This is a genomic window from Perlucidibaca piscinae DSM 21586 (genome assembly GCF_000420045.1).
In the GTDB taxonomy this organism is placed as follows: Bacteria; Pseudomonadota; Gammaproteobacteria; order Pseudomonadales; family Moraxellaceae; genus Perlucidibaca; species Perlucidibaca piscinae.
On record NZ_ATUE01000007.1, the window covers coordinates 173,433 to 198,331 of the forward strand.

The following is a 24,899-nucleotide window of genomic DNA, read 5'->3' on the forward strand; positions in this document are numbered from 1 at the left end:
ATAATATGACGACGTTACAAGGTGAAAACACCTCATTCCAGACAAAAATGTTCAACACCACTTCAAAAGTGGTGCCGATGCACCTGCAGATCAAGGCGCTCAAGGTGTTGATGAAGGCGAAGAGAAAAACCATCGGAACCAAGACTCCGATGATTCACTTTACCGAGTCGCCTTTGCCCGATGTGAACACTCTGGCTATTGAAGATATCGATACCAGCAACCCGTTTTTGTATCGGCAAGGCCAGTGGGGGGCCTATTTCAAGCGTCTGCGTGACGAGGCGCCTGTACACTATCAGAAAAACAGCCCGTTCGGTCCATTCTGGTCGATAACGCGCTATGACGATATTCTGTTTGTTGACAAGAACCACGAGTTGTTTTCTTCCGAGCCGCAAATCGTTCTGGGGGATCCCCCGGAGGGTTTATCGGTGGAAATGTTCATCGCCATGGATCCCCCCAAGCACGATGTACAGCGCCGCGCGGTGCAGGGGGTGGTGGCGCCGCAGAACCTCAAGGAAATGGAGGGGCTGATTCGCCGCCGCACGGCAGAGGTGCTTGATAGCTTGCCTCTGAACAAGCCATTCAACTGGGTCCCGACGGTTTCGAAGGAACTGACCGGTCGGATGCTGGCGACTCTGCTCGATTTTCCCTACGAGGAACGTCACAAGCTGGTTGACTGGTCGGATCGCTTGTCCGGCGCGTCGTCGGCCACCGGTGGGGAATTTACCAATGAAGATGTCATGTTCGACGATGCCGCAGACATGGCCTGGTCTTTTTCCAGGCTTTGGCGCGACAAGGAAGCGCGCCGTGCAGCTGGTGAAGAGGTCGGTTTCGACCTGATCAGCATGATGCAGAACAACGAGGATACCAAGGACCTGATCAATCGTCCGATGGAGTTTATCGGTAATCTGGCGCTGCTGATCGTCGGCGGCAACGACACCACGCGCAACTCGATGAGTGGTGGCGTGCTTGCCCTGAATCAGTTTCCCGAGGAATTTGCCAAGCTGAAGGCGAATCCGGATCTGATTCCGAATATGGTCTCGGAAATCATCCGTTGGCAAACCCCGCTGGCACATATGCGTCGAGTGGCCACGCAGGATGTCGAGTTGCATGGCCAGACCATCAAGAAAGGCGATCGTGTGCTGATGTGGTATGCCTCGGGCAATCGTGACGAACGAAAATTCGAGAACCCGGATCAGTTAATCATTGATCGTAAGGATGCCAGAAACCATATGTCGTTTGGCTATGGTATCCATCGCTGCATGGGCAACCGCCTTGCCGAACTGCAACTGCGCATTCTGTGGGAGGAGCTGCTCAAGCGTTTTGACAACATCGAGGTGGTTGGCGAACCGGAGCGAGTGCAGTCCAACTTTGTGCGGGGCTATTCCACGCTGATGGTCAAGTTGACGGCGAAAAGTTGATGAGCCGTCAGGCCGGGTGGGCGTCAGAGCAGTTTGATTATGTGGTGGTCGGCGCCGGCTCAGCCGGATGTGCTGTCGCTAACCGCCTGTCCGAGAGCGGCCGCTATTCCGTGCTGCTGCTTGAGGCCGGGCCGGAGAGCCGCTGTAACCCGTTCGTGAACATGCCGCTGGGCTTTTTACAACTGATGTTCAGCCGTCGCTATAATTGGCAGTTCAACACCGAGCCGCAGCGGCATATGTATGGTCGCTCGTTGTTCCAGCCACGGGGCAAGATGCTCGGCGGGTCGAGCGGCATCAACGCTCAGGTTTATATCCGCGGTCACGCCCGGGACTACGATGAATGGGCGCAGCGGGGTTGCCAGGGATGGTCATACCAGGAAGTGCTGCCTTACTTCACGAAGTCGGAGAATTTCGAGCCGCCATTAAACCCGCTTGACGCGCCGTTTCATGGTCGGGGAGGTCCGCTCAATGTTGCCGAGCGTCGTTATACCAATCCCCTTAGTCGGGTGTTTGTTGAGTCCGCAAAGCAGGCGGGATACCGCCACAACAGTGACTTTAACGGCCATGATCAGGAGGGCGTGGGTTTCTACTACGCCTATCAGAAAAATGGTGCACGATGCAGCAATGCACGCGCCTATCTTGAGCCAGCGGCAGGACGCACCAACCTGACGATACGAAGTGGTTCACAGGTCACCCGGGTCCTGCTCGAAGGAACCCGTGCTGTCGGTGTGGAGTATCGGAACGGGGCGGGCCTGGTGCAGGTGCGAGTAGCGCGCGAGGTGGTGCTCTGCGGTGGCGCGTTCAATTCACCGCAGCTGCTGATGTTATCCGGTATCGGTCCGCGTGAGGAACTCGTTCGGCACGGCATTGAGGTGCGTCACGCGCTGCAAGGGGTAGGGCAGAATCTACAGGATCATATCGACGTGTTCGTCCGCGTCAAGGCACGCACCCGTCTGGGCATTTCGATGCATCCAAGCTACTGGCACAAGGGATTATGGGCCGTGCTGCAGTATCTGGCTGGTCGGCGCGGTGTACTGTCCAGCAATGGCGCCGAAGCCGGCGGGTTTATCCGCTCCCGGCCGCAAGAGCCGATTCCCGATCTGCAGCTGCACTTCGGCCCCATGCTCTACGCTGATCACGGACGGGACATGAAGACTGCGATGAGTGGTTATGGCTACATAGTCATGATCTACGGGCTTCGGCCTTTATCACGGGGTCGTGTCCGTCTGCACAGCGCCGATCCCTATGCGGCGCCGCTGATCGATCCCGCCTATTTGTCCGATCCCGCAGATGTTGAGCAACTTGTTCGCGGGGTGCGACTGGTGCGCGAGATTCTCGCGCAGCCAGCTTTTGCGCCGCACCATGATACCGAGGTTTCCCCCGGAGAGGCGCGGTTGTCGGACCAAGACCTCGCCGACTGGGTGCGGCGCAGCGCTGAATCGGCGTATCACCCGGTCGGCACGTGTAAAATGGGTGTCGATTCGCAGGCAGTGGTGGACCCGCGTTTGCGAGTGCATGGTGTGCAGTGTCTGCGGGTCATCGACGCGTCGATCATGCCGACCCTGGTGGGTGGCAATACCAACCAGCCGGCGACCATGATCGGCGAGAAGGGCGCTGCGATGATGCTTGAGGATGCCGCGACATCTGGCGCCTGAGAAAACCTTCCCGAAATTGAGTTTGAGAGAGGCCATGGCGAACAAATCGCAGCAGGTGACAGTTATCGTTGGCGGTGGGCATGCAGCAGGTGCGCTTTTGGCGGCCTTGCTGCAAGGCAGATACCCGCATGAGGTGGTGCTGGTCGGTGAGGAACCGCATCCACCGTACCAGCGACCACCTTTGTCGAAGCATTATCTGGCCGGTGAGGTTGAGCAGGAATCACTGTACCTGAAGCCACGCTCGCTATACGACAATGCGGGCTATCAATTGCGGCTCGGTGTGCGTGTCGATCAGATCGACCGAGACAGCAAGACGGTCAAATTATCCGATCACAGCATGATCCGGTACGACCACCTTGTCCTGGCCACGGGCTCACAGGTTCGCCGCCTGACGTCGCCGGGGGCCGAGTTGAAGGGTATTTATTATTTGCATGACATCGCTGACGCCGATGCCCTGCGCGAGGCGCTCGTGCCGGGCAAGCGTCTGGTCATCGTCGGCGGCGGCTTCGTCGGCCTTGAGGTCGCTGCCAGTGCCGTCAAGAAGGGTGTCAGTGTCACGGTGCTGGAAGCGGCCGAGCGTCTCATGCAGCGGGTGACCGGGCCGGAGATGTCCGCCTTTTTCGAGGCCAGACACCGTGATGCCGGGGTGGAGGTACGACTGGATACCGGGGTGACCGGGTTCGAGACCGGGGATCACGGTCGTGTCGCCGGGGTCAGGTTGGCAAATGGCGACATGGTGCCTGCGGATATCGTGCTTGTCTCGATTGGCGTCATACCGGATACCGCTCTGGCAGAGGCGGCCGGCCTGGCCTGCGATGGCGGTATTCTCGTTGACGAGTTTACTCGCACCGATGACCCTGCGATTCTGGCGATCGGCGACTGCACACGTCATCGCAATCTTTTTTTTGAAGACAGGTTGCGGCTTGAGTCGGTAGCCAATGCTGTGGATCAGGCGCGTACTGCGGCAGCGGTATTGATGGGAGAGGACAAGCCCTACGATAGCGTGCCGTGGTTCTGGTCGAACCAGTATGACATTCGCCTGCAGATGGTCGGTTTGTCGCAGGGCCATGACCAGCGTGTCATGCGTGGCAGCCCGGCGGACAAGGGATTTGCGGTGTTCTACTTGCGTGATGGTTGTGTCATCGCGGTCGATGCAGTCAATCTGCCGATCGCCTTTATGGTCGGCAAACAGTTGGTGCAGCTGCGCAAGGTTGTTAGCACTGACTTATTGGGCGATCAGCATACTGATCTGAAATCTCTGCTCTGAATTTGGTATCGGGGTCGGTGATAAATGGGCAGTTTGGCTAATCAAGCAAGCGCAGAACCAGCGGGCCGTTATTCAGGCCAATGGTATTCAGCCGCAGTGCTTTGGCTTCGAGTAGCACGCTTGTAGTAGTTAGTGACTTGGGAAATATGGAGGCGAGCACGGCGCCCTGAATCCGGTCATCGGTTGCCAGGTTGCTGTCCAGCAAACGCAGTATGACTGCTATGTTGGGGGCATTCGATATGACGGCATCCTGTTACGATGACACGGGCAATTGGTAACGAGCGCAGCGATGTTCGTGCTGAATGTTAACGCTATCATTTCATCATACTCGCGGGTATGATACGTTTCTGCCGGATAAGCTTGATGGTCGCCTTTCTCAGCAGCGGATCCTGCAGTTTAGCGAGCTGCTGCCGGGCAGAGCTCATGACCCAGCGTTCGCCATCGGGGACGGCGTTCAACCAATGCGTTATCTAGAGGAGCATGGTTGATCCAGTGCCCCGCTACATTTCATCGGAAAGTATGTCGCTGTCCCCTATCTCGTCATAGCCGGTCTTACGGTCTGCCAACGTCATAGCATTCGCTCCGGTTTCGCTTGGTGTTATCACTAAATTTCGCTAAATAACCAAATAGTTGCCGAGAGGCGATATGGTTCGCGCAAATTTGTATGCTTTCGAGCTCGCGCGGAGCTGCGGGAAGCCGGGGATGGGCGAAGACAATAGCTTTGGAAGGGACTGCCGAGTGTCTGTTCAGGTTAGAATTGGTGTGCTGAAAATAACAATCAGGGGGACTCTGTGAGAAAAAAGCGTCAGTCGACACCCGTCGCTCAGGCAGACCGGCAGTTTGTCCTGGCTGCGGCAGCGCGCCTATTTCGAGAGCAGGGCTATGAGCGCACCACGGTCAAGGAAATCGCCAATGCCTGTGACATGCTTCCCGGGAGCCTGCACTATCGCTATCAGGCCAAGGAGGACTTGCTGGTTGACCTCATGTGCTTGGGGTTGGAGCAGGCGTCCGCCGCAGTGAGTAGTGCCGTCGTCGGGGTCTCCGACCCTGCAGAGCAACTGCGCCGCGGCATCAACGCGCATCTGCAGTTATTGGTCAGTGGTTCAGATATGGTTTACGTGCTGTTGTTCGAGTGGCGATCATTACGCGGTGCGGCGCGTCAGGAAATGATCACCTTGCGTGATCGCTATGAAGCGTTGTGGGCAGCGATGCTCAAGTTGCTGGTCGATCAGGGCGTTATTCGCAAAGATGTTGATCTCGACCTACTGCGGTTGATCGGGCTGGGTGCACTGAACTGGGTGGCAACTTGGTTTCGCGAGGGTGGTCGCTATTCGCTGGAAGAAATCGGTACCTTTGTCTGGACCATGATCAGTGGCGCCGTGCTGGAAGATCGTCGAGGTTGATTGTCGGGTTAGTCTTGCTGGCGGCTGAGGGCTACTTTAGTGGCAAGCACTGGCCGCCAACAAAAAGATTTGGCGACCTCTGGGGCACTTGCGCAATTGCACGGCTGAGCTCAGCGACTCCTTTCCCAATCTCGCCCAGGACACACGTATCGTGTGCGGCGTGCCCAAGCGCATGAGTTGGTTCAGGATCACCGCATGCACCTGAAGCTCATGCTAGAAATCTTCAGTTTTCGGCGCTACGGTTTTTCGGGGAAGGTCGCTGAAATGTCACCCTGTATATCATTCAGAAAAAGTAGAAAGTCCGAGTCACCTCGGACTTTCGCGCAGAACCAATTTAATATCTTGAGTTAATCTGGAGGCTGATGATATTGGCATATGTATCACTAAACTCACCTCTAAATGTTCCGCCAATGCCAGTACATGAACCGGAGCTATCCTCTGGATTATTGAATCTGCATTTATTTCTGTATTCAGACTTGGAGTCTTCAAAAACTAATAAGCTATAAGCGCCGTCAATAGATAAATTTTTATTAATTCGATGGTTAAATCCAAGGGATGTCATGTATCTATCGCTTTCAGGAAGCGCGGGATGCCTAAATTCTTTTGATGGGATTGGGGTTTTGTCATATTGAAACCCTGCCTTAAGAGTTGTTGCATCATTAATATGATGATTAATACCAAGTGATGCCTTGTAGGAGTCTCTCCATTTAAGTGGTATTTTTGCGTCAGCCAGTATGACTCTCTTTCCATTTGAATCTTCTTCAATCCCAAAACCAACAGCAAGTTCGTCTAAAATTGAAGACTTTATGAATGTATAGTCAAGCATTAAATCTGTTTTATCATTCAGTGCAGAAAAGTAAGAAATTGATAGTCTTGCTGGCACATTAAAGACGGCTTTTGTTGTTGTTTCGGGCAGCAAATAATCGCCTAGAAAATCCCCAAGATCTTGATTTCCATCGTTATTAAGTAGGCTAACAATGCTTGTGCCAACAACTGGCCTTGCCTTGAGATCATCTAAATACCATTCAGAGCGCCCTCTAAAATTTATTTTTGACGAGGAGCGAAATGATAAACCAATTCTAGATCTATCCGACAGCCCATACATATAGCCAAGGTTATATCCAAATCCATAACCATACATTTCAATTAGGCCAGAAGCTCTGCTTGACGGATCAACAATAACATTAGCGAGAGGGGACGAAATAGCATCTATTATCGGTCTTGGCAATACCTCGCCGACTTTTATTCCACAGACGGCATCAATCAACACGCGGATTTTACATGCAGATGTGATTACATCTTGGATCTCTGGTGTAACAGTTAATGTGTCCACATTGAGCTCGCTCAGAGCCTCTTGTAAAAGATAGGGCTGTAGTCCTTTCGCATCAAGCTGCGTGCGATATCTTAAATGCCCGCCAATAATAGATGCCCCAAAACCTATACTATGTTTTTCATCAAATCTCACCGCAATAGATGGATTAATATTTATGAGCTCTAATGCAATTGCATCTACTTGATAGGCGCCTGACCAGTCATTTTTGTAATTAATATTTCCTCCTCCGGGTGAAAATACGCCAACTCCAAGTGTTATATTATCATCATAAGGTGCGGTATAAAAAAAAGAACCCAAACCAAGTAATTTTGGCCAAAAACTTCCTGAACCACCTGATGCATAAGGATCTTCACCATTAGGACCTAGTGGCCTTCCCTCTTCGTTGCTATTATCAAAAGGCTCTGGCGTACCTGTCGACCCATTATCTTTAACTTTTCCACGGAAAGTTATTAACGAACCACTGATCGAAATATTCCGTTGTTTTAAGTAGCTCATTCCTGCCGGGTTATAGTATAGGACTGATGCATCAGCTGCTTCCGCGCCGTTCGAGTTTGCTGACGCTTGATGAGACGCCGCAATTGAAGGTAAATCAATCCCGCCTGCATTAGAATTGCTTGCAATTAAAAGCAAAAAGACAAATTTCGTTGTTTTCTTCATGGGAATGTCCTTTTATTTTTATTTCGCATATTTTCTTGTTTTAATAAATATTATATTCTTTGGCTAATAACTAAATTTTTTCGGATGGCTGATGCTGTCAAACTCCCTAGTCAACTATTTAGTAAAATAGAGCTCAGTTAATTAATTGATATTTATTTCAATGTTGATTGCTTGTGAAAAGAAAGCTTTTGAATGGTCGCACAACCAAAAAATGATTGTCAATCGAAAGCTATTCGGCGAGTTAGCTGGTCAAAAGTCACTCAATCTGTAACGATGAGTGCATGAGTTTTCAATGAGAAATCATGCATCATGGCCAGTCACGAGCAGCCCAGCGCGTTGGGGCAAGTCCGCCAAGCCCTGAAGCCCGGGCGTGTGTACCGTCGCGCTGATTTGTTGGCGGTCTCCAATGCAGTCGACAGGCACCTGCAAGCGTTGGTGCAGGCAGGTGATCTGCGGAAACTGGCGCCTGGGCTCTACTACGCGCCTCGCAAATCCGTGTTTGGCGAGCTGCCGCCTGACGATGCCGAGCTGGTGCGCAGCTTTCTGCGGGATGATGACCTCCTGCTTTTCTCTCCCTCCGCCTACAACACGGTCGGGCTGGGCACCACGCAGCTCTGCAACCGCACGGTCGTCTACAACCGCAAGCGGCATGGGCACTTCAAGCTGGGCAATCGCGAGTTCGACTTCCGGGTGAAGCCTAGGTTCCCGCATGCCTTGTCTGCGGAGTTCCTGTTTGTGGATCTGCTCAACAATGCAGATGAGCTGGCTGAGGATGTATCGGCTGTCTGGGCACGCGCGGCAAGCAAGTTGAAGCAGTTGGATAGCGATGGCCTGAGTCAGGCGTTGCGTGCCTATGGCAATGTGACCACGCGCAAGCGGCTGGAGGGCGTTTTCCGTGCTGCTGCATGACCATCCTTGTTTCGAGGGTCTGCTGGGCTTGGTCGCGTCCGAGCGCGGGCGGGACTCCGTGCTCGTGGAGTGCCAAGGATAGTCTTGTGGTTGTTTCGTCTATTGCGATTTTCGTCTATTTCGAATATTTTGGCTGTGAGAGATAGCGTCTGCTACCCAGAGGTACACCATGTCCACCACCGCCCAGTCCAAGATGACACTGCCTGTCGAGCGCGAAATTCAAGCCGCCGTGCGCGGGCAGCGCGAGCTTGCGGAATTCCTGGCGACGGGTTTCGAGACGCAGCGCATCCAGATCTTTGATGCCAGAAACGAGGCCCATCAGGTCGAGCTGCCTACCTCGGCGCTGAGACTGCTGGTGGATATCCTCGCCGAGCTGGCGGACGGCAATGCGGTCAAGGTGCTTCCTGTTCATGCCGAACTGACCACGCAGGAGGCGGCCGACCTGCTCAATGTCTCGCGTCCGCATCTGGTGAAGCTGCTGGAGGAGGGCCAGCTTGCCTTCCATCGCACCGGCAAGCATCGGCGTGTCAAGTTTGCAGATCTCATGGCCTACAAGGAAAAGCGAGCTGTCGAGAGTGAGCAGGCCATGGCCTTGCTTGCCCAGCAGGCCCAGGATCTGGGCATGGGGTATGAATGAGAAGCTCGCCATTCACGGCAGTCTATGACGCTTGTGTGCTCTATCCGGCTCCCTTGCGTGACCTGGTCATCTGGCTGGGCATGTCGGGCTGCTTCCGTGCCCGATGGACAGCGCAGATTCACGAGGAGTGGAAGCGCAATCTGCTGCTGAACCGTACCGACCTCACGCGTGAGCAGCTGGATCGCACTTCTCAGCTCATGGATCAGGCCATTCCAGATGGGCTGGTCACTGGCCATGAGTCACTGATCGATGGTTTGGCCTTGCCGGATGCGGATGATCGCCATGTGCTCGCCGCTGCGGTGCGTTGCCATGCCAACGTGATCGTGACCTTCAACCTCAAGGATTTTCCTGCGAGTGCGTTGTCAGCCTATGGTGTGGAGGCGCAGCACCCTGACGAGTTCATCGAGAATCTGTTCGATCTTGATCCGGCGGCAGTCGTGGACGCTGCCCGTCGTCAGCGCGCGACGCTCAGGCATCCTCCGATGGAGGTTGATCGCTTCCTGGATGTGTTGCGCAGGCAAGGTCTGGTGCAGACCACCAAGCTGCTGGCGGGCTATGGCGCGTTGCTGTGAACGAACAAATCTGCATGGCCAAGTGTGCTGATGATGTGTAGGTATTCTTGTTGGCACCGTAGCTTTATATGAATTCAAGTTATTGATATTTATATAGTAGTGAATCCCTCTCTCACCGCCAGATCAAGAAAGCCCCTGATTTTCATGAAATCAGGGGCTTTTTGCTTTTCTGGGAAGAAATCAGTGGGCTTGGCTCATGTTCCCGGATGGAGCAGCGGGTGATACGGGGGAACGTCGTGTCCACAACAGCGTCTACAAATTGAAAAGAGATGGATTGCTAAAGCCCCCCATCTCGTTTCGGTGCGAAATGCTGAAAAAGTGCTGTTAGCCAGGCAGCTTGGCAGCAAGCAAGTCGACCTTCTCGATGTTGGGCGGCGAGCTCAGCAGTGTGGCGGCGTTGGCCATCAAGGCAGCAGCGATGGCGCCATTCAGATGGGCCTCACGATCCGCCTCGTTCGCAAAGGCATCAAAAATACCGAAAGTCGATGGGCCGAACTTCAGTGCAAACCATGCGGTGGTTCCGGATTCCTCGTTGGCGAGCGGGAGTGCGCTGGCCAGGAATTCGGCGAGGGCAGCTTCCTGGCCAGGTTTGGCTTCAAGGCGAACGAAAAGGGCAAGTTTGGTCATGGTGAACTCCTAGCAGTGGACGGGTTTTGCAGGCATTGGGCATGCAGACATTCTGGGACTGGGTGACAGGCTAGGCTAGTGACAAGAACGACAATATTGATATGATTCTTGCCATGAAAATTCATCTCTTGGTATCTGATGGTGTATTCGATCTGGGGTTGGCGGCGCTCACTGACACGTTGAGTCTCGCCAACGCCTTGGCTGTCTCTTTGCCGCAGCCCCCGGCGCCGATTGACCTAGCATTGGTCGGTGTGCGGCGCCATGTCCGAACCGCTCAGGGTTTGACGGTCCCCGTCGTGCCTGCACACCGTGCGCCGACGCCTGATGTCGTGTTCGTTCCTGCGCTGGGAGACAAGATGCCCGAACCACTGGCGGAGCGCTTGGTCCGACCCGACGTGGCGGATGCAGCGGCAATCTTGCGCCAATGGTCCGCCACCGGGGCTCATCTGGGTGCCGCCTGCTCAGGCAGTTTTTTGCTGGCCGAAAGTGGTTTGCTGAACGAGAGACGCGCGACGACCTCTTGGTGGCTGGGTCCGATGTTCAGGCAACGCTATCCCAGGGTGAAACTTGACGAGTCGCGCATGCTCGTCAACGCGGATGGCTTCACTACAGCAGGTGCAGCGCTTGCCCATGTGGACTTGGCCTTGAGCATGGTCAGAGCCAGCAGCCCGGCACTGGCAGCGCTGGTTGCCCGTTACTTGCTGGTCGAGGCGCGTGGCTCCCAAGCGGAGTTCATCATTCCGGACCACCTGGCCCATGCTGATCCAGTAGTCGAACGTTTCGAGGACTGGGCCAGGCGCCATTTGGCGGACGGATTTTCTTTGAGCGAGGCGGCAAAAGCGGCCGGGACCAGCGAGCGCACCTTGGCACGGCGCTTACACAGTGTGCTCGGGAAGACACCGCTGTCGTATTTCCAGGACCTGCGTGTTGAACGCGCTGTCCAACTCCTGCGCACCGGAAGTGGAAGCGTTGATCAAGTCGCCGCGCAGGTCGGGTACGCCGACGGGGTGACACTGCGCGCCCTTCTGCGACGCAAGCTGGGGCGCGGAGTCAAAGATTTTCGTGAGGTTGAGTCAAAATAAATTTCATGACGTTAGGAGTGAGAAGCTCGCCATTCACGACAGTCTATGACGCTTGCGTGCTCTATCCGGCTGTCGTCGTGGATGTTGCGCGTCGGAAAGGCTTGAGCTGGTCAGAGGTCACCCAATCTGTTACCTTGATTGCATGAATTTTCAATGAGAAGTCATGCGTCATGGCCGATCACGAGCAGCCCAGTGCATTAGAGCAAGTCCGGCAGGTTCTGAAGCCTGGGCGTGTGTACCGACGCGCCGACCTGTTGGCTGTGTCCACCTCGGTTGATAGACACCTCCAAGCGTTGGTGCAAGCGGGTGATCTGCGGAAGCTGGCACAGGGACTCTACTACGCGCCTCGCAAGTCTGTGTTTGGCGAGCTGCCGCCTGACGATGCTGAACTCGTGCGCAGCTTTCTGCGGGATGATGACTTCCTGCTTTTCTCTCCCTCCGCTTACAACACGGTCGGGCTGGGCACCACGCAGCTCTACAACCGCACGGTCGTCTACAACCGCAAGCGCCATGGGCACTTCAGGCTGGGCAATCGCGAGTTCGATTTCCGGGTGAAGCCCCGGTTTCCGCATGCCTTGTCTGCGGAGTTCCTGTTCGTGGATCTGCTCAACAATGTCGATGAGTTGGCTGAGGATGTATCGGCTGTCTGGGCATGCGCGGCAAGCAAGTTGAAGCAGTTTGATCGCGATGGCTTGAGTCAGGCGTTGCGTGCCTATGGCAATGTGACCACGCGCAAGCGGCTGGAGGGCGTTTTCCGTGCTGCTGCATGACCATCCTGACTTCGAGGGGCTGCTGGGCTTGGTCGCGTCCGAGCGCGGGCTTGATCCGGTGCTGGTCGAGAAGGACTACTGGATCATGCATTGCCTCTGGGGGTTGCAGCAGCAAGGTTTTCGCTTTGAGCTGAAGGGCGGCACATCACTGTCCAAAGGGTTCGGGGTCATCCACCGCTTTTCGGAAGACATTGACCTGCGGATCGAGCCTCAGGCTGGCCAGGATGTGAAGCAGGGGCGGAACCACAGCAAGCCGGCACATGTGGAGAGTCGTCGGATGTTTTCGACGAAACCGCCAGGCGTATTCGAATTCCCGGGATCGAGCAGGCGATTCGCGATACCGAGTTCGATGACATGCCCCAGTTGCGCAGCGCAGGTATACGACTGATCTATCAGGCGCGTGCCGGCAGCTTGGCGGGCGTCAAGGATGGCATCTTGCTTGAGCTGGGCTTTGATGACACGACGCCCAACCGGCCGGTGGCGATATCGTCCTGGGCCTGGGAGACAGCGACGAGGGCAGGGGTGCCAGTCACTGACAATCGTGCTCAGGATGTGCCGTGCTACGCCCCCACGCACACGTTTGTCGAGAAGCTGCAGACGGTCTCGACGAAGTACCGTACGCAGTCAGGCAGCGTGGCGTTGCCGAGAAACTTCATGCGGCACTATTACGACCTTTACTGCCTGTTGGCCTTGGATGAGGTTCAGGCGTTCATCGGCACGCCTGCCTATGAAGCGCGAAAGGCACAACGCTTCCGCCAAGGGGATGAGTTGGTCATCGCCAGGAATCCTGCCTTCCTGCTGGATGATCCGGCGGAGCGAGATCGGTTCGGGCGGGCATATGAGCAAAGTGCTGCGCTTTACTATCAGGGGCAGCCGCCTTTCGATGACGTGCTGGGCCGGATACAGGCGAACATCGGGCGGCTTTGAGGTCATGCAGACTATTCTGCGAATTCTTTTGTAGGCATTCCTGTCGGCATGTTTGAATTTTTTATGCTCAAGCTGTTGATTTTTATGACTGGGTGAGTCCCTCTCTCACCGCCAGATCAAGAAAGCCCCTGATTTTCATGAAATCAGGGGCTTTTTTCGTTTCAGGGCGTGTTTCCTCAGCCCCGTTTCTTCACCAGCCCGTCATCCAGCGCCTGCTGGAAGTGTTCCTCCAGGGTCTGACGGATGTCGTGGTACTGCAGGCCCAGCGTCAGGCTGCGACGATTGTCGAAGCGGATCGGGTGGCCCACGTTGTCGCGAATGAACGGCCGGGTCACCGGCCCCATGAGCGGGCCGACAGCCCAGACCACGGCCTTGGGCACGGTCATGCGCGGGAAGGGGTAGGCGTTGCCGAAGCGCTGGCGCAGGATGCGTGCGGCATCGAGCAGGGTGGTTTCACCGGCGACGGTCAAATAGCGGCCGCGGGCCTCGGGCGTGAAGGCGGCGAGGATGTGCGCGCGTGCCACGTCACGCACGTCGACGATGCCGAACATGAGGTCGGGCACGCCGGTGCGCAGACGGCCGTCGCCGAGCGAGATCAGGGTGTCGATGCTGGCCGACTGGCTCAGGGTGGTGAGCGCCGGGCCGTAGACCATGCCGGGGTTGATGGTGACCAGGTCCCAGCGATCCTGGGCGTCATGGAGTTTCCAGGCTTCGCGCTCGGCGGCGACCTTGGAGTACTGGTAGGGGTTGTGATCAACCGAGCTGCTGGTGTTCCAGCAGGTCTCGTCGAGGCTGTGGTCGGGCCGGTCGCGGGCATCGATGTTGTCGCCATAGAGGGCGGCGACGCTGCTGGTGAGCACCACACGGCGCACGCTGGCGGTGCGGTTGGCCGCCGTCAGCACGTTGCGGGTACCTTCCACGGCGGGCCGTACCAGCGCTTCATGGGCATCGGTGAAGCCGTCGAGCACGAAGGGCGAGGCGGTGTGCATGACGATCTCGCAGCCCTGCATGGCCTCGTCGAAGCTGCCTGCCTTGAGCAGGTCGGCGGCGAACAGCCGCAGGCTGCCGGGTTGGCCTTCCGCCAGACGGTGCAGGTGCTTCACGCTGTCGCTGCGGTTCGGGTCACGCACCGTGGCGTGCACGGTGTGTCCGGCTTCCAGCAGGTAGCGCACCAGCCAGCTGGCAATGTAGCCGGAGGCGCCGGTGACCAGGATGGGGGCGGAGCGGGGGAGGGTGTCGGTCATCACGGGCAGAACTCCGGAGCATGCGGGACAGGGGTGTTTGCGGAGTCTAGAACGATTGTGCCAAAAGTTCGCGCGAACAACGTGCGATTGACCTGTTCTGTCCACTGGGTCAGCGCCTGACCGTGATCTAGCGTTTCTGCATGAAACGCAACAGCCCCAATGACTTCCACTCCCTCGACGACCTCAGTGCGCTGGACGAGAAGCTGATCGACAAGCGCCTGGAGAAGCGTGCCGGGGATCGCAAGCGGCGTCGCAACCGCCACTACCAGAAGCAGTTCCTCAAGCTCGCCGACCGCCTGCCTGCTGACTGAGCGTCAGCCGGCAATCTGCGCCAGTGCCGTCTCCAGCCGTGCCACGGTGCGGTCGATGTTGTGCAGCTTGTCGAGGCCGAACAGGCCGACGCGGAAGGTCTTGAAGTCGGCGCCTTCATCACACATCAGCGGGACGCCCGCCGCGGTCTGCAGGCCGAGCGCAAGGAACTTGCGGCCGCTGTGGACCTCGGGGTCACGGGTGTGCGCCACGACCACGCCCGGTGCCTCGAAGCCATCTGCCGCGACGCTGTGCAGGCCATGCGCCCGGAACAGGTCGCGCACGCGGCGACCGAGCTCGCGCTGGCGCGCGGCGAGGTCGTCAAGGCCGGCAGCGACGGTTTCCTGCATGGCGTCGCGGAAGCGGGCGAGGGCGTCGGTGGGCATGGTGGCGTGGTAGGCGTGGCCGCCATTCTCGTAGGCCTGCATGATCTGCAGCCATTTCTGCAGATCGGCGGCGAAGCTGGTGCTGCGGGTCTGCGGCAGACGTTCGAGCGCGGCGGCGCTGAGCATGATCAGGGCGCTGCAGGGCGAGGCGCTCCACCCTTTCTGTGGCGCGCTGATGAGGATGTCGACACCGGTCCTGCGCATGTCGACCCAGAGCGTGCCGGAGGCCACGCAGTCGAGCACGAACAGACCGCCGACGCTGTGCACGGCGTCGGCAACGGCACGCAGGTAGTCGTCCGGCAGCAGGATGCCGGAGGCGGTCTCGACATGGGGAGCGAACACCAGGTCGGGCTTGTCCCTGAGGATGCTGGCGACCACCTCGTCTATCGGGGCAGGTATCCACGCGGACTGCGGATCGGCGGACAGCGGGCGAGCCTTGAGCACCTGGCATGCCGCGGGAATCTGGCCGGCCTCGAAGATCTGCGTCCAGCGATAGCTGAACCAGCCGTTGCGCAGCACCAGGCAGTTGCGTCCGGTGGCGAACTGGCGTGCCACGGCCTCCATGCCGAAACTGCCGCCCCCGGGCACCACCACCACGGCGTCGGCCTGGTAGACCTGCTTCAGCGTCGTGGAGATGTCACGCATGACCTGCTGGAAGGAGGCCGACATGTGGTTGAGGGCGCGGTCGGTGAAGACCACCGAGTATTCGTGAAGGCCCTGCGTGGCGGGCAGGGAGGCGGATGTGGACACGGAGGTGTTCTCTCTTGTGGGTCGTTCCCGCAAGCATAGCGTGAACCTGACGCGGCGTGTTTTCCGGCGCCTGCCTCAAGTAGGTCGCCGGCAGCGTCTGCCTCAGCCCGCCAGCATCAGGGCCTTGGAGACCTCGGTGTCATGCGCGAACTTGAGCTGCAGGTCGTCGGCAAGCAGCTTCTCGAGCTTGCCGCCGACCAGCGGCACGCTGACACGGATGTCGAAATCCAGGGTTTGCAGGGCATGTTCGCCACGGTCGTCCAGGGTCATGGCGCAGCGCAGGCTGACCGGCATGCCCTTGAACACGATGTCCAGACTGCCGACGCCGGTAGCGCGGTTCCAGATGTCGGTCTGCACCAGGGTGATGGTGGCGGGCACCAGCGAGCGCGCGAAGGCCGGTACGTCGACCTGCACGGGTACGTCACGGCTGAAGGTGAAGCGGAATTCGTCACCCGATTGCGCGGCGTCCAGCAGCATGATCTGGCTGGCGCCCTGGCCGGCATACTTGGCGTGAATGAAGTCTGTGTTGGCGAAGCAGTCGAAGACGCGCTCGCGTGGCAGCGGGTAATCGATGGTCTGGCGGTATTTCACGGAATGCTCCGGGGTATCAGGGGGTGCCGGCGGACAGACCGGTGATGAAGCGCTGCACGTCACGCGCGCTGCGGGCAGGGTCCTCGACCATGGGCATGTGACCGAGGTCGTCGTAGATCACGCGTCGGCAGTCCGGGATGCCCGGACACCAGACGCCGGCGGCGGTGGGCGACACCAGCTGGTCCTGCGCGCCCCACATGACCAGCACGGGCACGCGGATGTCGGCGAGCTGGCCATCGAGCAGGCCGGTGCTGTGGAAGTCGCGGAAGATCTGCGCGAGCTGCGGTCGCCGCGCGATGTACTGGTCGGCCATCCAGTCCAGGGTCATGCCGGGCACCCAGGGCGCCTTGGCCATGGTCATCGGATAGAAGCGGCGGAAGCCGTCGCGGTCACTGAACAGGAAGGGGTTGTCGCCCTTCGCCAGCAGCCGGCCCATGACACTGGGCTCGGGCGGGGTGACACCGGCAGCGTCCATGAGCGTGGCGCTGAGGACGCGTCCGGGGTGGTCATGCGCCAGGCGCGCGGCGATGAAGCCGCCCATGGAGTTGCCGACCACATGGGCCCTAGCGATGCCGAGACTGTCCATGGCCTTGAGCACGCGTGCCGCCTGGCTGGTGGTGTCGTATGCCAGTGCCGGATCGAAGGTGGTTTCGCCATGGCCGGCGAGATCGACGATGAGCACGCGATAGTCGTCGGTGAAGTGGCGTGCAAAGCGCACCCAGACCGCCTTGTCGGCGCTGTAGCCGTGAATCATGACCACGGCCGGCGCATCCTTGGGGCCGCCTTGAAGCGTCATCAGACGGATGTCGCCGCCATCCACCTCGGCCGTGTGCAGACCGTAGAGCGTGCTCTCGATGGCGACCGTGGCGTGGTAGGCCAGTCCCCCCACGGACGGATACGTGACGACAGCGGCGATGCCGGCGGCAGCCAGCGCGCCGGTCAGCAGAAGCTTCTTCATGAGCGGCGTACCTGATCGTAGGGGAGCGGGTCCAGCGTCGGCTTGATGTCGTTCCAGACGATGCGCGACAGCCATTTCAGCGGCATCACGTTCGAGCCCAGCCAGGTCTTGAGGGAGTCCTTGCCGTACACGATCTTGGCGCTGCCCTTGAGCAGCTTGTCGCGCACATGCAGGGCAATGTCGTCGGGCGACGTGGTCAGGTAGTGCTTGCTGAAGGCCAGCTCCTCGCCGTCCACCTTGCCGATGTTGGTGGCAATGCCGCCCGGATGCACGAGGTGGGCGGTGACGCCGGTCTCCTGCAGCTCGGTCATCAGCGCCTCGGTGAAGCCGCGCACGGCGAACTTGCTGGCCGAGTAGTCGCCGTGATTGGGCGCGCCGACCAGGCCGAAAATGCTGGAGACATTCACGATCTGACCTGACTGCGCCTTCAGCATGTGCGGCAGGAAAGCCTGGGTGCCGTGGATCACGCCCCACAGGTTGACGCGCAGGGTGCGCTCGATCTCGACGGGCGCGAGCTGCCAGACCGGCTTGAAGCCGCCGGAAATGCCGGCGTTGTTGATGACGATGTCGGTGCGACCGAAACGCGCGATGACCTGTTCGGCAAAACCGAACATGGCGTCGCGGTCGCCGACATCAAACACGGCACTGAGGGTGTCGGCGCGACCGTGAAGCCGGACGGTTTCAGCCAGACCGGCGGCATCAAAGTCGTTCAGCGCGAGGCGTGCGCCAGCGTTTGCGTACACCTTGGCATAGGCGCGGCCCATGCCGGAGCCGGCTCCGGTGATCACCACCACCTTGTCTTTCAGCGTCATATTCAGTCTCCTTGTCAGATCTGGCCGCGCTTGCGCAGCTCACGGCCGACCATGAACTCCATGACGGCGAAAAAGGGTTTCGGCAGATGTCGCGAGAACAGTGCCACCGCCTTTGCCTGCAGGCCCGGAATGATCATCCATTCGCCGGCATCGAGGCCGGCCATCATGGCGTCGATGGCCACGTCGGCATCCAGCGAGCCGGCATAGTCCTTGAGCGCCATGGCGACCTCGTTGTAATTGCCGGGCGTGCGTTCACCGGCCACCATGGGCGTGCGCACCTCGGGCGGGCAGATGCAGCTGATGGCGATGCCGCGCGGCGCGTATTCGTAGCGCAGCGTGCTGGCCAGACCGACCACGCCGAACTTGCTGGCGCCGTAGGCGGCATAGGCGTAGTTGCTGGTGATGCCGGCCATGGACGCGATCAGCGCGAGCCGGCTGCCCGGCTTCATGTGGCGCAGCACGGCCGAGGCGACGTGGAAGCTGCCGTTCAGATTGACATCGATGACGCGGCGGAAATCGCTGCCCTGCATGTCGGCGACGGCGCGGTTGAGCACGATGCCGGCGCAGTGGATGACCAGGTCCGGGGCTCCGCAGGCTGCAACGGCTGCGGTCACGGCGGCATTGACGCCGGCGTCATCCGTGACATCGGCCAGGTGACCGGTCCAGCGTCCGGCGCCAGCACGATCAAGCCGCTGGCAGGCGCTGTCCGGCAGATCGCGATCGAGCACGCTGACGCGATGGCCGCGACGCAGGTAGCGTTCGGCGAAGCCGAGACCGAGGCCGCTGCCGGCACCGGTGACGAGGATGTGCTTGCTCATGGCCGGCCTCAGGAGAACACGTGGTGTTCGGGCTTGAAGCGGTTGGCCAGCTGCCGGTAGGTGAAGCTGAAACCGGGGAACATGGCGATGACATGACCGCTCTTGGACTGGTACCAGCTGTTGCAGCCGCCGGACTTCCACACCGTCTGTTCCATCTCGCGGTGGATCATGCCGGTGTAGTCGGCTTCGGCGGCCGGCGTCACTTCAAGCAGCGCCTTGTCGCGCTGCTTCAGGGCATCCAGGCTCTTCATGATGTAGTTCATCTGCGCCTCGATCACGAAGATGGCCGAGGTGTGCCCGATGCCGGTGTTGGGGCCGGTGACCACGAAGAAGTTGGGGAAGCCGGGCATGGTGGTGCCCAGATAGGCACGCGGATACTCGGCCCAGAAGTCCTTGAGGGCACGGCCGCCCTTGCCCAGCACCGGGTAGCTGATGACCCCGTCGGTGGCGTCGTAGCCGGTGGAATAGATGATCACGTCGAGTTCGATGTCCTGGCCATCGGTGGTGCGGATGCCGGTCGGCGTGATTTCGGCGATGCCGGAGCCCTTGGTGTGCAGGCTGACATTGTCGCGGCACAGTGCCGGGTACAGCGTGTTCGACAGGATGATGCGCTTGCAGCCGATGGTGTAGTCCGGTGTCACCTTGGCGCGCAGAGCCGGGGCGGCGATCTGCTTCTCGATATGTCTGAGCGCGGCCTTCTGGGCGAACTGCTGCAGCGCCCACGGCGAATACTTGAAGCCGACGACGCGGGTTTCCAGCTCCCAGTAGATGGCGGTACGCAGCGCCTTGTGCAGCGGCTTGATGCCGAGCAGGGCACGTTCGACCTTGCTGAAACGGCGATCCGGGCGCGGCATGACCCAGTGCGGCGTGCGCTGGAACACGTGCAGATGACCGCATTCCGGTGCAATGGCGGGAATTGCCTGTGCCGCCGAGGCACCGCTGCCGATGATGGCGACGCGCTTGCCTTTCAGGCTGACATCGTGGTTCCAGGCGTTGGTGTGGAAGGTCACGCCCCGGAAGCTGTCGCGACCGGGAAAGTTCGGAATCACCGGCGTGCTCAGCGGGCCGGAGGCGTTGATGACGATGCGGGCGCGCAGCTCGCCCTGGCTGGTGCTGAGCACCCAGCGGCGATCGCCTTCATCCCAGCGCACCTGCTCGACATTGCAGTTGGTGACGGTGCGCTCGCGCAGCGTGTACTTGTCGATGACGAAGTTGGTGTACTCCTCCAGTTCGGCCTGTTCGACGAACATCTGCGACCATTGGTACGGCTCGAAGGAGATGGAATAGAGCGGCGACTGCACGTCGACCGCCGCGCCTGGATAGCTGTTCTGGCACCAGGTGCCACCCATGAAGTCACGACGTTCGAGCAGACGGAAGTCGGTGATGCCGCGCTTGAGCAGGTTGATGGCGGCGCACTGGCCACCGAAACCGCTGCCGATGATGAGGATGTCGTGCTGCATGGAAGAGGCTCCCGGTCGCTGCGTGAGGCAATCTGACGTTGTGTGTTGTCACTATAAACTGACGACAGTCGTAGTCAACATATTTTTGATGACACGCGTAGTCAGTTCGTCGGAAGATACGATCTCACCCCCGTCAGCCACGACCAGGCAACAGGAATCAGGCATGGATGCATCACTGAAACGACCCGCCACCTCGCGCAGCTATGCCGGGCTGCCGCCGGAAGAGCGGGTTGCACGCCGCCGCCAGCAGTTCATCGAGGCCGGCCGCCAGCTCTTCGGCACCATCGGCTATCGCAAAACCACCGTGCGCCTGCTGTGCAAGGAAGCCGGTCTCACCGATCGCTACTTCTACGAGTCGTTCGCCTCCATCGAGGCCTTGCTGGTGGCGGTCTACGAGGGCCTCATCGATGAGCTGGAAAGCGCCATCCTGACCGCGTTCCTGAGTGATCCCGAGGCGGGTCTGGAGGCACGCATCCGCAGCGGGGTGGATGCGCTGTTCCGGGTTGCCGAGAACCCGCAGCTGTCACGGGTGATCTGGATCGAGATTCTCGGCGTCAGCCCCGGTGCCGAGGCGGTCTACAACGTGACGCTGCGGCGCTTTGCCGACCTGCTGTTCAGTCTGGGCAATGCCATGCTGCAGCCCGTGACGGTGCCGGAGCCGGTGCTGCGCACTGCTTGCATGGGGCTGATCGGCGCCGCCAGCGAAACTGCCAAGGACTGGCTGCACGCCAGTTACCAGCAGCCTCGCGAGGTGCTGGTGGATGGCGTCATGGTGCTGTTTCGCGGGCTGATACGGGCGCTGCGGACGGGCTGAGCAGCGCCTCCAGCGCAGCCCGGTCCGGCGACTGCCGGTCACCGAGCAGCTTGCGCAGGCGCAGGAAATCCTGCGGACGGTTGATGCAGTCGGCCGCGATCAGCCGGCCGGCGTGCAGGTAGCAGGCCGTCAGGCTGCGGCCCCGTTCCGCATCACCGACGACCATGACCTCGTCGTAGCCGGTGTTGAGCCCGGCGATCTGCAGCTTGAGGTCGTACTGGTCGGACCAGAACCAGGGCAGGGCGCTGATGGCCTTGTCCTTGCCGCAGAGCGTGGCGGCGGCCACCTTGGCATGTTCACCGGCATTGGGCACCGACTCCAGGCGCAGGTGTCGTCCGCTGAACGGGCAGGGGTGGCTGGCACAGTCGCCGGCAGCGACGATGTCGGCGTCGCTGGTCAGGCCATGCGCATCAATGACGATGCCGTTGTCCACCGCCAGTCCGGCGGCCGCCGCCAGCTCGACGTTGGGCAGCACGCCGATGCCGACGATCACGACATCGGCGGCAATCACCTCGCCATCCGCCAGCTGCACGCCGCGCACGCGGTCAGTGCCGGTCAGTGCGGCGATCGTCACGCCGGTGCGCAGCTGCACGCCGTGCTCGCGGTGCACGCGGGCATAGAAGGCTGACACCGCCGGCGCCGTGACGCGCTGCAGCACGCGTTCCGCTGTCTCCAGCACGGTCACCGCGAGTCCGAGTCCGCGCAGTGATGCCGCCGTTTCAAGTCCGATGTAGCCGGCCCCGATGATGACGACATGGCGTGCCGAGGCCAGGTCGGCACGGATCGCCAGGCTGTCGGCAGCGTTGCGCAGCGCATGCACCCCGGGCAGGTCGCCACCGGGCAGCGGCAGCGGGCGTGGCCGCGCGCCCAGGCACAGCGCCAGTTTCCCGTAGTCCAGGGTCTCGCCATCATCGAACTGAACGCGGCGCGCGGCGCGGTCGATGGCGGTGATCCGACCCTGGCGCACCCTGATGTCCTGCGTGGCATAGAACGCGGGTGTGCGGATCAGCAGCTCATCCAGCCCGGTGGAGCCGGCGAGAAAGGTCTTGGACAGCGGCGGATGGTGGTAGGGCAGCACGGGCTCGTCCCCGACCAGCACGATCTCGCCGCGCCAGCCCTCCTGACGCAGGCTGGTGCAGAGCTGGGCGCCGGCATGGCTGGCGCCGACGACGATGACGCGACCGCTGGTCATGAGCCTGTCTCCTCACGGGCAGGTATCGGCTGGCGGTTGAACATGCCGATCACCGGGCCGCCATGGGCGCGCAGCACCGGCTCCACCTCGCGGAACAGCGCGTGATAGCGGTAGAACGGCACGCGCGGAAAGGCATGGTGAATCGAATGCAGGTTCTGGCCGAGCCAGAACCATTCCAGCGGACGCAGCCAGGTCGGCAGGATCAGGCTGCTGGTGTTGCGGTAGCGTGCCGTCTCGTCATAGGGGTGGTGCGGCCGGTAGGCAAACCAGTAGGCCGTGAACAGGGCGCCGCCAAACCAGGCCAGCGGCACCAGCAGCAGCCAAGCGGACCAGGGCAGCACGGCCAGCAAGGCGGCGCGCCAGCCCAGCGCAAGGATGACCTCGGCCAGAAACGTCACTTTTTCACGTACGGGGGCGGTGGCCCAGTAATCACGGAACAGGAAGGCCCACTGTGACCAGATGAAGCCGATGACCGCCTTCACGAAGGCCAGCGGTCCGCCGGACATGCCGCTGATCACATGGTCAGGGTCGAGGCCGGGCTGGTTGGTGTAGCGATGGTGCGCGAAATGCTCCACCCGGTGCGTGGCGTACGGCACCAGGATGAGCTGCGCCGCGACATGGCCGCAGAGCGCGTTGAGCCAGGCCAGTCCGGTGCGCTCGCCGTGAATGTTGCCATGCGCGGCTTCATGCAGGGGGGTGTAGGCGACATAGGTCAGCACCGCCAGCACGACGGTGGCCGGCAGCAGGGGCAGGGTGCCCTGCACGGCCAGCACGAGCGTGGCGGCATAGGCAATGCTCACGACCGCGATCAGTGCCACCGTGCCCCAGGCCGGCAATCCCATGTGACGCTTGGCGGCACTGATGGCCTGACGGTTGAGCACGGCCAGTTCGGTCGGCGTCATGCTGCCGCCCTCCGCGTCAGCTGCACCTTCATCTTCGCGTAGCCGCGCACGAAGTTGGACTGCACGATCTCCGGCTCTTCCAGCACGCGGATGTCGTCGAAGCGTGCCAGCAGCTCCTCCCAGAGAATGCGCAGCTGCAGCTCGGCGAGGCGGTTGCCCATGCAGCGGTGCACGCCGAAGCCGAACGACATGTGGTTGCGCGCGTTCGGGCGGTCGATGATGAAATCGTCGGCGCGTTCGAACTGGCGCTCGTCGCGGTTGCCGGAGGCATACCACATGACCAGCTTGTCGCCCTTGCGGATGAACTGGCCGCCCAGCAGGGTGTCGCGGGTGGCCATGCGACGCATGTAGGCCAGCGGCGTCTGCCAGCGGATGATCTCGGAAACCATGTTGGGGATCAGGCCCGGGTTGGCCTTGAGCTTGGCGAACTGGTCCGGAAAGCGGTTCAGCGCCAGCACGCCGCCGCTCATGGAGTTGCGGGTGGTATCGTTGCCGCCGACGATGAGCAGCGCCAGGTTGCCGAGGAACTCCATGGGCCGGTCGACCAGGTCACGGGTGCTGTCGTGGCTCTGCAGCAGGCTGATCAGGTCATAGCCCGGCGCTTCGCCGGCGGCACGGCGCGCGGCCTTGTCATGCCAGTGCGCGGTGAAGTGACGCGTCATGTCGATGACGCCCTCGAAGAACTCGTCGAGATCGGCCGGACCGCCCGTGGTCTCGGGGCTGGCGGCCGCCAGGTCGGACCAGTACACCAGCTTGTGGCGCAGTTCGTAGGGGAAATCGAGCAGGGTGGCGAGCATGCGCGCGGTCAGTTCCACCGACACCTTTTCGACCCAGTCAAAGGGCTGATCAACTGGCAGATGGTCGAGCACCTCCTGCACGCGCTGGCGGATCAGTCCTTCCATTTCCTTCAGGTTCTTGGGTGCCACCACGCCCTGCACGGCCTGGCGCTGCACGTCGTGCCTGGGCGGGTCCATGGCGATGAACATTTCCAGGCTGAGGCCGGCGGGCGGGTCGCCGATGACGATGAAAGGCTCGGCCGAGAAGCGCTCATGGTCCTTGTCGACGGTGAGGATGTCCTCGTAGCGGGTCACCGACCAGAACGGCCCGAAGGCGCTGTCGGACTGGTAGTGCACCGGCGCCTCCTCGCGCAGACGCGCGAAGTACTCGCGCCATTTGCCCTGGCGATAGAGAAAGGGGTTGCTGACGTCGATCGCGGTCAGGGGCAGCTCGGCGACATCGGGCAGCGGGCGCTCGATGAACTCCGGCGGTCGCGTGCCCGGCAGGGCGGTCTGCCGGACCTTGTGGTAGAGGTGCACGCCACGGATCTGCAGATCCATGGGGACGGTAGCCTGGGCCTTGCGAAGGATGGGGTCGATGAGCTTCATGCGGGTATCTGCCTGGGTGAC

Annotated in this window: 25 protein-coding genes; 13 read left to right on the forward strand and 12 right to left on the reverse strand. The window is 60.2% G+C overall.

The genetic code is table 11. The features are described 5' to 3' along the window. The first annotated feature begins 5 nt into the window (after positions 1–5). The 4 genes from F595_RS0108310 to F595_RS0108330 all read left to right on the forward strand — a co-directional run bounded on the left by F595_RS0108310 (position 6) and on the right by F595_RS0108330 (position 5,743). On the forward strand, positions 6–1,418 hold the full coding sequence (locus F595_RS0108310) for a cytochrome P450 (RefSeq protein WP_026913393.1): 1,413 nt from the start codon (positions 6–8) through the stop codon (positions 1,416–1,418). After that, entirely contained in the window at positions 1,418–3,073 is a 1,656-nt protein-coding gene (locus F595_RS0108315) for a GMC family oxidoreductase (RefSeq protein WP_022956404.1), read from the forward strand. The genes F595_RS0108310 and F595_RS0108315 overlap by 1 nt, the downstream gene beginning before the upstream one ends. Positions 3,074–3,107: 34 nt before the next feature. Then, complete coding sequence (locus tag F595_RS0108320) at positions 3,108–4,340, forward strand: NAD(P)/FAD-dependent oxidoreductase (protein WP_026913394.1); 1,233 nt, start codon at positions 3,108–3,110, stop codon at positions 4,338–4,340. 791 nt (positions 4,341–5,131) lie between these two features. Beyond that, positions 5,132–5,743 carry a TetR/AcrR family transcriptional regulator gene (locus F595_RS0108330; protein WP_022956407.1) on the forward strand — a complete coding sequence of 204 codons (612 nt, stop codon included), beginning with the start codon at positions 5,132–5,134 and terminating at the stop codon, positions 5,741–5,743. Positions 5,744–6,077: 334 nt separating this feature from the next. Here F595_RS0108330 and F595_RS14515 read toward each other — a convergent pair whose 3' ends face one another. Next, positions 6,078–7,733 (reverse strand): OmpP1/FadL family transporter, encoded by a 1,656-nt coding sequence (locus F595_RS14515; RefSeq protein WP_084682920.1) that lies wholly within the window; start codon positions 7,731–7,733, stop codon positions 6,078–6,080. Positions 7,734–8,042: 309 nt separating this feature from the next. Between F595_RS14515 and F595_RS0108340 the strand changes: the two genes are divergently transcribed. The 3 genes from F595_RS0108340 (at position 8,043) to F595_RS0108350 (ending at position 9,851) form a co-directional block, all read left to right on the forward strand. After that, the gene (locus F595_RS0108340) at positions 8,043–8,642 is read left to right on the forward strand and encodes a hypothetical protein (protein WP_040568411.1); all 600 of its coding nucleotides are present in this window, start codon (positions 8,043–8,045) and stop codon (positions 8,640–8,642) included. A gap of 169 nt (positions 8,643–8,811) precedes the next feature. Further along, positions 8,812–9,279: a helix-turn-helix domain-containing protein gene (locus F595_RS0108345; RefSeq protein ID WP_022956410.1), complete on the forward strand. Its 468-nt coding sequence runs from the start codon at positions 8,812–8,814 to the stop codon at positions 9,277–9,279. Further along, positions 9,276–9,851, forward strand: a complete 576-nt coding sequence (locus tag F595_RS0108350; RefSeq protein ID WP_026913396.1) for a PIN domain-containing protein — start codon at positions 9,276–9,278, stop codon at positions 9,849–9,851. The genes F595_RS0108345 and F595_RS0108350 overlap by 4 nt, the downstream gene beginning before the upstream one ends. A gap of 324 nt (positions 9,852–10,175) precedes the next feature. Here the strand turns inward: F595_RS0108350 and F595_RS0108355 are convergent, their stop codons facing one another. Beyond that, a complete protein-coding gene (locus F595_RS0108355; RefSeq protein WP_022956412.1) occupies positions 10,176–10,478 on the reverse strand; it encodes a putative quinol monooxygenase in 303 nt (100 codons plus the stop codon). A 101-nt stretch (positions 10,479–10,579) separates the two neighbouring features. Between F595_RS0108355 and F595_RS0108360 the strand changes: the two genes are divergently transcribed. The 4 genes from F595_RS0108360 to F595_RS13470 all read left to right on the forward strand — a co-directional run bounded on the left by F595_RS0108360 (position 10,580) and on the right by F595_RS13470 (position 13,257). Beyond that, a complete protein-coding gene (locus F595_RS0108360; RefSeq protein WP_022956413.1) occupies positions 10,580–11,560 on the forward strand; it encodes a GlxA family transcriptional regulator in 981 nt (326 codons plus the stop codon). 170 nt (positions 11,561–11,730) lie between these two features. After that, a complete protein-coding gene (locus tag F595_RS13465) occupies positions 11,731–12,330 on the forward strand; it encodes a hypothetical protein (protein WP_022956414.1) in 600 nt (199 codons plus the stop codon). Next, complete coding sequence (locus F595_RS14910; protein ID WP_211213154.1) at positions 12,317–12,718, forward strand: nucleotidyl transferase AbiEii/AbiGii toxin family protein; 402 nt, start codon at positions 12,317–12,319, stop codon at positions 12,716–12,718. Before F595_RS13465 ends, F595_RS14910 begins: the two co-directional genes overlap by 14 nt. Next, positions 12,661–13,257, forward strand: coding sequence for a nucleotidyl transferase AbiEii/AbiGii toxin family protein (locus tag F595_RS13470; protein ID WP_265596741.1), 597 nt, complete (start codon positions 12,661–12,663; stop codon positions 13,255–13,257). The genes F595_RS14910 and F595_RS13470 overlap by 58 nt, the downstream gene beginning before the upstream one ends. Positions 13,258–13,433: 176 nt before the next feature. Here F595_RS13470 and F595_RS0108375 read toward each other — a convergent pair whose 3' ends face one another. Further along, positions 13,434–14,501, reverse strand: coding sequence for an SDR family oxidoreductase (locus F595_RS0108375; RefSeq protein ID WP_022956415.1), 1,068 nt, complete (start codon positions 14,499–14,501; stop codon positions 13,434–13,436). 140 nt (positions 14,502–14,641) lie between these two features. Between F595_RS0108375 and F595_RS14780 the strand changes: the two genes are divergently transcribed. Then, the gene (locus F595_RS14780; protein WP_022956416.1) at positions 14,642–14,812 is read left to right on the forward strand and encodes a hypothetical protein; all 171 of its coding nucleotides are present in this window, start codon (positions 14,642–14,644) and stop codon (positions 14,810–14,812) included. 3 nt (positions 14,813–14,815) lie between these two features. Here the strand turns inward: F595_RS14780 and F595_RS0108385 are convergent, their stop codons facing one another. The 6 genes from F595_RS0108385 to F595_RS0108410 form a co-directional block, all read right to left on the reverse strand. After that, positions 14,816–15,946: an aminotransferase class V-fold PLP-dependent enzyme gene (locus F595_RS0108385; protein ID WP_022956417.1), complete on the reverse strand. Its 1,131-nt coding sequence runs from the start codon at positions 15,944–15,946 to the stop codon at positions 14,816–14,818. Between the two features lie 102 nt (positions 15,947–16,048). Next, complete coding sequence (locus F595_RS0108390) at positions 16,049–16,537, reverse strand: DUF2505 domain-containing protein (RefSeq protein ID WP_022956418.1); 489 nt, start codon at positions 16,535–16,537, stop codon at positions 16,049–16,051. A gap of 16 nt (positions 16,538–16,553) precedes the next feature. Then, positions 16,554–17,495, reverse strand: coding sequence for an alpha/beta fold hydrolase (locus F595_RS0108395; RefSeq protein ID WP_022956419.1), 942 nt, complete (start codon positions 17,493–17,495; stop codon positions 16,554–16,556). Beyond that, complete coding sequence (locus F595_RS0108400; protein ID WP_022956420.1) at positions 17,492–18,307, reverse strand: SDR family NAD(P)-dependent oxidoreductase; 816 nt, start codon at positions 18,305–18,307, stop codon at positions 17,492–17,494. The genes F595_RS0108395 and F595_RS0108400 overlap by 4 nt, the downstream gene beginning before the upstream one ends. Before the next feature lie 14 nt (positions 18,308–18,321). After that, positions 18,322–19,125 carry an SDR family NAD(P)-dependent oxidoreductase gene (locus F595_RS0108405; protein WP_022956421.1) on the reverse strand — a complete coding sequence of 268 codons (804 nt, stop codon included), beginning with the start codon at positions 19,123–19,125 and terminating at the stop codon, positions 18,322–18,324. A gap of 8 nt (positions 19,126–19,133) precedes the next feature. Beyond that, complete coding sequence (locus F595_RS0108410) at positions 19,134–20,585, reverse strand: flavin-containing monooxygenase (RefSeq protein WP_022956422.1); 1,452 nt, start codon at positions 20,583–20,585, stop codon at positions 19,134–19,136. A 163-nt stretch (positions 20,586–20,748) separates the two neighbouring features. Between F595_RS0108410 and F595_RS13475 the strand changes: the two genes are divergently transcribed. After that, positions 20,749–21,399 (forward strand): TetR/AcrR family transcriptional regulator, encoded by a 651-nt coding sequence (locus F595_RS13475; protein WP_022956423.1) that lies wholly within the window; start codon positions 20,749–20,751, stop codon positions 21,397–21,399. On the opposite strand, the gene F595_RS0108420 is transcribed toward F595_RS13475, so the two are convergent. Genes F595_RS0108420 through F595_RS0108430 form a run of 3 tightly spaced genes read right to left on the reverse strand, consistent with a single transcriptional unit; the run spans position 21,353 to position 24,878 of the window. Continuing rightward, positions 21,353–22,591, reverse strand: coding sequence for an NAD(P)/FAD-dependent oxidoreductase (locus F595_RS0108420; RefSeq protein ID WP_022956424.1), 1,239 nt, complete (start codon positions 22,589–22,591; stop codon positions 21,353–21,355). The genes F595_RS13475 and F595_RS0108420 overlap by 47 nt on opposite strands. Continuing rightward, entirely contained in the window at positions 22,588–23,493 is a 906-nt protein-coding gene (locus F595_RS0108425; RefSeq protein WP_022956425.1) for a fatty acid desaturase family protein, read from the reverse strand. Before F595_RS0108425 ends, F595_RS0108420 begins: the two co-directional genes overlap by 4 nt. Continuing rightward, positions 23,490–24,878, reverse strand: a complete 1,389-nt coding sequence (locus F595_RS0108430) for a cytochrome P450 (RefSeq protein WP_022956426.1) — start codon at positions 24,876–24,878, stop codon at positions 23,490–23,492. The genes F595_RS0108425 and F595_RS0108430 overlap by 4 nt, the downstream gene beginning before the upstream one ends. Between the last annotated feature and the right edge of the window lie 21 nt (positions 24,879–24,899).